Genomic DNA, 7,609 nt, shown 5'->3' with positions numbered 1-7,609 from the left:
GGGTCAGCTCACCCTGCAGCACCAGCACGCTGCCCCCCGCCACCGCGAGGAAGTAGGAGCAACCGATGCAAAGATAGATAACCGGATCAAACTTGGCATCGATGCGGGCCACCGCCATATTGCGCTCCCCCGCCTGTCTGGTCAGCTCGGCAAAGCCCTCATCTTCCAACGATTCGACTGCGTAGGATTTCAGCACCCGCACACCGGAAAGGGCCTCCTGGGTCTTGTTGTTGAGCCTGGAGAACGCCCCTTGCGCCGCTTTGAACTGGGTGTAGATCTGGGTGCCAAAACGGTTCATGAAATAGGCCATCACCGGCAACGGCAGCAGCGAGACCAGCGTCAGCTGCCAGGAGTACTGGCTGCACATAATGGAGAGCACTAATACCCCGACCATGATGGAGTCCACCAGGGTCAGCACCCCTTCGCCAGCGGTCATCTCCACCGCCTGAATGTCGTTGGTGGCATGGGCCATCAGATCGCCGGTACGGTGACGCTGATAAAAATCGGGGCTCATCCGGGTGAAATGGCTGAACAGGCGATTGCGCAACACATAGGCCAACCGGTAAGAGGCTCCAAACAGCATCACCCGCCAGACGTAGCGCAGCAGATAGATAAGCAGACCGAGCCCGAACAGCCCCGCCAGATAGCGCATCAGGGCACCATTATCGAGATCCCCCTTGGCGATGCCATCCACCACCCAGCCCACTACTTTGGGTGGAATGACGGTCAACAGGGCCACCATCAGCAGCAGGGAGATGGCGGCAAGATAGCGGGGCCACTGCTCCTTGAAAAACCAGCTCAATCGAAGAAATACGCTCACACCACCAACCTTTAGCGCTCTCTGCCCGTGACCGCTCCCAAGAGCGGCCATCAGAGAAGCCACGCAGAAATAGAAGAATGAAAACAATCGCCTCCGGCTGGAGGCGATTCGAACGAAAGCTCATCATATCCCGAACCGGGAGGGTTGAGAATAATTACTATTTAATTCACTGTGACATGCGATCATCCCCTGGTGAATAGGGATTGTACGAATTTTCATGCTGCTCACCGGTCAGCAGGAAGTGTGACACCTCTTCACGGGTCTGGCTGAAGACCTGCTGCAACTGCTCCACATCACTCTCGCTCAGTACCTCGTTTTGCCGCAAGCGCCACTCCAACTCGCCGGCTACCACCTGCAGACGGGAGGCCGAGATATTGGCCGATACCCCCTTGAGGGTGTGCAGCAGCTTGCTGGCTACCTCGGGTTGCTGGCGGCGCAGAGCTGAGCGGATCTCCCACAGATCGTCCTTGTGTTCCGACATGAACAGCTTGAACAGGATCTGCAGAGCCTCCTTGTCCTGCTCCAGCCGTTTGAGGGCATCTTCCAAATCGAGGACCCCCATCATATCCGGTGGTTTCACCTCCATGATCCCGGCCTGCTCAACCCCTTGCGGCTTTACCCACTGCAGCAGGTTGTTGTAGAGATCCAGCTTGCTCACCGGCTTGGTGACATAGCCATTCATCCCCACCCCCAGACAGCGCTCCTTGTCACCGGGCATGGCGCTGGCAGTGAGGGCAATGATGGGCACATCGTGCTTGTCAACCATCTTGCGGATCTGGCGAGTGGCATCCAGCCCATCCAGCACCGGCATCTGCAGATCCATCAGGATCACGTCAAAAGGCTGCTCTGATACCCGCTCGACCGCTTCCCGGCCATTGCTGACCACACAGACCTCCGCGTCGACCCGCCGCAGATACTCGATGATGAGCTGCTGGTTGACCCGGTTATCTTCCGCCAGCAATACCCGGGTACCCTGCAGCAAGGATTTGAAATGTTGCTGATCCCCCTGCGCCTCAGCCTTGCGCAGGTTCAGTTCGTAGGAGCTGCCATTGAGCAGCTCATCCACCTTGGCCAGCAGTGCGTTTTCGGTCATCGGTTTGGGCAGAAAATGGGTCAACCCCATGCTATCCATTCGGGCGTGCAACCCTTCCCTGGCCCATGCACTGATCATCAGGATGGGGATCCGCCGCCACTGGCTGTGCTGATACATCTCAAGCGCAAGATCGAGCCCATCCTCCTGACCCATGCGCCAATCAAGAATGGCCAGCCGCAAATTCGGCCCCTCTTCGCGCAACAACTGACGGGCGCGAGAAAGGGTGTTGACCGGCAACACCCTTACGCCAGCGCGGGTCAAAATATCTCGGGCCAGATCCAGCACCAGCTCGTTGTCGTCCATCACCATCACCAGCGGTTGATGTTCGAAGAAGACTTTACGGCCGGCCACGCCATAAACCGCCTGAGTCATGGGAATATCAAACTGGAACAAGGAGCCAACTCCTGGCTTGCTCTGCACCGTGATCCGTCCACCCATCAGTTCGACCAAGCGTTGGGAGATATTGAGCCCCAGACCCGAGCCACCATATTTACGGGTATTGCCCGCCTCCAGCTGGGTAAAGGCCTGGAACAGCTGGGCCTGCTTCTCTTCGGCGATGCCGATGCCGGTATCACGCACACTGAAGCGGATCCGCATCGGATGGGGGTTGTACAGTTCGATAGAGACTTCTACCTCCCCGCGCTCGGTAAACTTGATGGCATTGTTGACGAGGTTGACCAGCACCTGCCCCAGCCGCAAGGGGTCCCCACGCAAGAAGACCGGCACTTCAGGCGACTTGCGCATGATCACCTCGACATGTTTGCGTTCCGCCAGATCGGCAAACATACCCGCCAGCGAGTCGAGCTGCTCGCTGAGATCGAAGTCAATCTCCTCCAGCGTCAGCTTGCCGGACTCCACCTTTGTCAAATCGAGGATGTCGTTGATCAGCAGCAGCAAGGTGTCTGAAGACGACTTGATCTTGCCCAGATAGTCCCGCTGCTGCTGATCCAGCTCGGTTTGTAGCGCCAACGAGCTGAAGCCGATGATAGCGTTCATGGGAGTGCGGATCTCGTGACTCATGTTGGCCAGAAAATCGCTCTTTGCCTGAGCCAGCAAACCGGTCTGGCGCGACAATTCACTCAGCTTCTGGTTGCGGCGCCACAGGGTATAGGCCACCAGAGCAAAACAGATCAGCGCCCCCGCCAATACAATCAGATAGAAGCGGTTCATCAGGTATGAAGCCCGTTCCAGTTTATCCAGCTTCCAGCGCACCAGAGTGTCAATCACATGCATGTCGATCAGCCGATAGCGCAGGGAGTGATAAGCCGTCACCTGACGGCTCAAGTCCTCGCTCAGCTTTATCAACGTCATGACGTCGGGCAGCGAGCCGTAACGGGCCGTCATGGATCGCTGCAACAAAGCCAGTTGTTGCAACTCGTTATTATCCGAGCTGTGTTGCAGATAATTGCTCAACTGGGCCAGTTCATTCACATCTCGATGCAAGGCGCTGTCTGCCAGCGTGCTCCCGCGTACTTTCTGAAGCTGATGCTGAAAGGGTTGATCGATATATTCAATCGCCATCTTCATGGCATGGAGTCTGGCCAACTCCATCAAATAGGTCTCCAGATCCTCCAACAACGCCTGAGACAGTGAGGCGTGTTCGACCTCGGGGTCACTGCGGATCTTGCGCACAAACTCATCCAGAGTGACCGATAACTGACCAAGGCGCTGCTGGACATTGCTATCGTTGGCATTTTCCCGCCCAAGCAGGTAAACGCTGTCGGTATTGATGCGGTTCAACACGACTTCGGCCGCCTCATTAAGATTGTGCGCCCGCTGTTGCTGGCTGAGCAGTTGCCAGCAAAAGCCCGAGAAGGCGAGCAACAAAGCAACAACCAGCACCGGCACCACAGGGCTCTTGCGTGATCCTTTATTCATCCCGTCTCGACTCTCAACTTATGGTCGCTGAATTATCTGGCAGGGCGAGGAGCCCGGGAGGGTGATCCACTCCCGCCAGTGACTATGTTACCGTTATGCGGATCTACCCGGGGGATATTCCCGCCAGAATAGATCTTGAAGGAGCCAATTATGTCATTTATCACTACTTATTGTAGCCACTGCTTTACCAGGAACCGCCTGCCCGACACCCATATCGATGATTCAGCCAGGTGCGGACACTGCAAAGCCCCCTTGTTCACCCAAACTCCCTGTCTCGGGCGGGTGGATCAATTCGATACCCTGATAAACTCAGATATCCCGGTAGTCGTCGATTTCTGGGCCAGTTGGTGCGGTCCCTGCCAGCAATTTGCACCTGTATTTCATGAGGTTGCACACGAACTCGAACCCAACATGCGCTTTGTCAAAGTGGATACCGAGCAACAGGCCAACATCGCCGCTCGTTATGCAATCCGCAGCATTCCGACCCTGATGGTCTTCAAACAAGGAAAAATCGTGGCACAGATCAACGGGTCACTCCCCAAAAGCATGTTCAAACAGTGGCTGGAACAGTTCATCAATATTTGATTCATGCTGCGCACATGTTTTATTCATGTTTAATTTTAGCGGTTTTTATCAATCACTATGTGAGTAGTGACCGATTTTGAGCAATACAATCTGTTTCAAACAGGTGAATGGATGTAATCTCGGCAACACAAAAACAACCATAAATTAACCGAGAGAACAATATGCACACATCGGCTGTACCCTCTGCTCCATCTCGTTGGCTGGATATCAAATCAGGGATCGTCATCCTGGATGTCCTGCTACTTTGTGCCATGCTGGCCTGGCTCCCGTTTGATCCCATGGTCAACAAGGGGCTGGGCATTCTGGTCTTTATCGCCATTCTCTGGCTGACCGAAGCACTGCACGTCACCATCACCGCCCTGCTGGTGCCCCTGCTGGCCACCGTGCTCGGGGTGTTTGACATGAGCAAATCCCTCACCGATTTCGCCAACCCGATCCTGTTCCTGTTTTTTGGCGGTTTCGCCCTCGCGGCAGCCCTCTCCAAACAGGGACTGGATACCCTGATGGCTGGCAAGGTGATGCACCTGGCCAATGGCCATCTGGGCTGGGGCGTCATCCTGCTCTTTACCATCACCGCCGCTATGTCGATGTGGATCAGCAACACTGCCACCACCGCCATGATGTTGCCACTGGCTATCGGCATGCTGGCTCGCCTCGATAGCAAAAAAGATCGTGCCACCTTCGTGTTCGTACTGCTTGGGATCGCCTACAGCGCCAGTATCGGCGGCATCGGAACCCTGGTGGGCAGCCCACCCAACGCCATCGCCGCCGCCCAGATGGGGATCGGCTTCACCGACTGGATGAAGTTCGGTATTCCGGTGGTACTGATCCTGATGCCCTGCGGCATTGCTCTGCTCTATCTGGTGACCCGTCCGCAACTTAGTCACCGCGTCGAGATCCAGGATGTCACCATCAACTGGACCCGCGAGCGCAAAGTGACGCTGGCTATCTTCCTGACCACCGTTGTGCTCTGGATCGGCTCGCAGCCCATCTCCAACGCGTTTGGCGGCATCCCACAACTCGATACTCTGATTGCCATGGGCGCCATCATTGCTATCGTGGTCAGCCGTGTCGCCAGCTGGGATGACGTCAACCAGAACACCGACTGGGGAGTACTGATGCTGTTTGGCGGCGGCTTGACCCTGAGCGCCATACTCAAAGCCACTGGCACCAGCGCCTTTCTGGCTGCACACCTGTCGGCCGTGCTCTCCCACGCCAATATCTTCGTGATCCTGCTGATGCTGGCAGCCTTTGTGGTGTTCCTGACCGAGCTGGTCTCCAACACCGCCACTGCCGCCCTGTTGATCCCGCTGTTCGCCGGTGTAGCCGAGGCGCTCGGCGTCTCCCCCATCGTGATGGCGGTATTGATCGCTATCGGTGCCTCCTGCGCCTTTATGCTGCCGGTTGCCACACCACCCAATGCCATCGTCTTTGCCAGCGGCCACATCCGCCAGAAGGAGATGATGAAAGCCGGTATGGCCCTCAACGTGGTCTTTACCATGTTGCTCGCCCTGCTGGCCTACTTTGTTGGCGATATCCTTTGAGCCATCTCCCCCAATAAACAAAAACCCCGCATTGCGGGGTTTTTTTCATCTCTGCATCCGATTAGCCGATGTTACAGGCCTTCAGAGCCCAGATCCGATCCACATAATCCTGAATGGAGCGGTCTGAGTTGAACTTGCCCATGGTGGCCGAGTTGATGATGGCCTTCTTCGCCCACAGCGCCGGATCCCGATACCAGGTATCGATCAGCTTGTGTGCATCCGAGTAGGACTGGAAGTCAGCCAGGGTCAGGTAAGGGTCTCCCCCTTCCAGCAAGGAGCGCTTGATGGAGGCCAGCTCACCCGGGCGACCCGGCGTGAAGTAATCGGTATCAAACCAGTCCAGCACGGCTTTGAGCTCGGAGTTGGCATAGTAGAAGTCGTACGGGTTGTAACCGCGCGCCTTCAGTGACTTCACCTCGTCCACGTTCAGACCGAAGATGGCACAGTTTTCGGCACCCGCCTCTTCTGCGATCTCGATGTTGGCACCATCCAGCGTCCCGATAGTGATCGCACCGTTGAGCGCCATCTTCATGTTGCCGGTACCCGATGCTTCATAACCTGCAGTGGAGATCTGCTCGGAGACATCTGCCGCCGGGATCAGCTTCTCGGCCAGACTCACGCGGTAGTTCGGCATGAACACCACTTTCAGCTTGCCCTGGATACGGGCGTCGTTATTGACCCGATCCGCCAGCTTGTTGATGGCATAGATGATGTCTTTGGCCAGCTTGTAACCGGGCGCCGCTTTGGAGCCAAAGATGAACACGCGCGGATGCATGTCATAGTCCGGGTTGGCCAGCAGGCGACGATACAACGCCATGATGTGGATGAGGTTCAGTTGCTGGCGCTTGTACTCGTGCAGACGTTTGATCTGAACGTCAAAGATCGCCTCGGCACTGACATCGATACCGGTTTCGTCCTTGATAACCTTGACCAGCTTCTCTTTGTTGTGACGTTTGATGGTCATGAACTGCTGCTGGAACGCCTTGTCGTCGGCAAACTTCACTACGCCGCGCAGTTTGTCCAGTTGCAGCGGCCACTCCTTGCCCACCACTTCGTTGTAGAGGCCCGCCAGTTCCGGGTTGCACGCCAGCAGCCAGCGACGCGGGGTCACACCGTTGGTCACGTTGCACATTTTTTCCGGCCACAGATCGGCATACTCGGGGAAGAGATCTTCCTTCACCAGCTTGGAGTGGATCTCGGCCACCCCGTTCACTTTGGACGAACCGATCACGCACAGGTTGCCCATGCGAACCTTGCGCACATCTCCCTCTTCGATGATGGAGAGCTTGGCCTTGATGGCGTCGTTACCCGGCCACTTGGGCTCGACCAGCTCGCTCCGGAAGCGGGCGTTGATCTCGTAAATCACTTCCAGATGGCGAGGCAGTACCTTCTCGAACAGACTGACCGACCACTTCTCCAGCGCTTCCGGCAGCAGGGTGTGGTTGGTGTAAGAGAAGACCTGATAGCAGATGGCCCAAGCGGCATCCCAGTTCAGATCTTCCTCGTCCACCAGCACCCGCATCAGTTCCGGGATGGCGATAGTCGGGTGGGTATCGTTGAGCTGAATGGCAATTTGCGCGGCAAAGTTGCTGAAATCAGCGCCATGGACCCGCTTGTAGCGGCGCATGATGTCCTTGATGGAGCAAGCACAGAAGAAGTACTGCTGGATCAGGCGCAGCTCTTTACCTG

General features: G+C 56.4%; 5 protein-coding genes. 2 read left to right on the top strand and 3 right to left on the bottom strand.

Going from position 1 to position 7,609, the window contains the following annotated elements; translation table 11 throughout:
• Positions 1 to 820: ABC transporter transmembrane domain-containing protein (locus tag LD28_RS0120415; protein ID WP_033138732.1), on the bottom strand; the 820-nt coding region annotated here is incomplete at its 3' end.
• 166 nt (positions 821 to 986) lie between these two features.
• A complete protein-coding gene (locus LD28_RS0120410; protein WP_033138731.1) occupies positions 987 to 3,791 on the bottom strand; it encodes a hybrid sensor histidine kinase/response regulator in 2,805 nt (934 codons plus the stop codon).
• A 150-nt stretch (positions 3,792 to 3,941) separates the two neighbouring features.
• Between LD28_RS0120410 and trxC the strand changes: the two genes are divergently transcribed.
• Positions 3,942 to 4,376, top strand: coding sequence for a thioredoxin TrxC (gene trxC / locus LD28_RS0120405; RefSeq protein ID WP_033138730.1), 435 nt, complete (start codon positions 3,942 to 3,944; stop codon positions 4,374 to 4,376).
• A 161-nt stretch (positions 4,377 to 4,537) separates the two neighbouring features.
• A complete protein-coding gene (locus LD28_RS0120400; RefSeq protein ID WP_033138729.1) occupies positions 4,538 to 5,920 on the top strand; it encodes an SLC13 family permease in 1,383 nt (460 codons plus the stop codon).
• Between the two features lie 61 nt (positions 5,921 to 5,981).
• On the opposite strand, the gene LD28_RS0120395 is transcribed toward LD28_RS0120400, so the two are convergent.
• A partial coding sequence (locus tag LD28_RS0120395; RefSeq protein ID WP_033138728.1) for a glycogen/starch/alpha-glucan phosphorylase occupies positions 5,982 to 7,609 on the bottom strand: 1,628 nt, incomplete at its 5' end.

Source organism: Aeromonas finlandensis (genome assembly GCF_000764645.1).
GTDB classification, from domain to species: domain Bacteria; phylum Pseudomonadota; class Gammaproteobacteria; order Enterobacterales; family Aeromonadaceae; genus Aeromonas; species Aeromonas finlandensis.
The sequence above is the reverse complement of the archived record's forward strand: the minus strand, read 5'-3'. Positions and strand labels throughout refer to the sequence as shown.

What these genes read in the sequence shown, in the direction of transcription:
- LD28_RS0120410 (WP_033138731.1), bottom strand. Translation starts at nt 3,791, where the DNA reads ATGAATAAAGGATCACGCAAGAGCCCTGTGGTGCCGGTGCTGGTTGTT.
- trxC (WP_033138730.1), top strand. Translation starts at nt 3,942, where the DNA reads ATGTCATTTATCACTACTTATTGTAGCCACTGCTTTACCAGGAACCGC.
- LD28_RS0120400 (WP_033138729.1), top strand. Translation starts at nt 4,538, where the DNA reads ATGCACACATCGGCTGTACCCTCTGCTCCATCTCGTTGGCTGGATATC.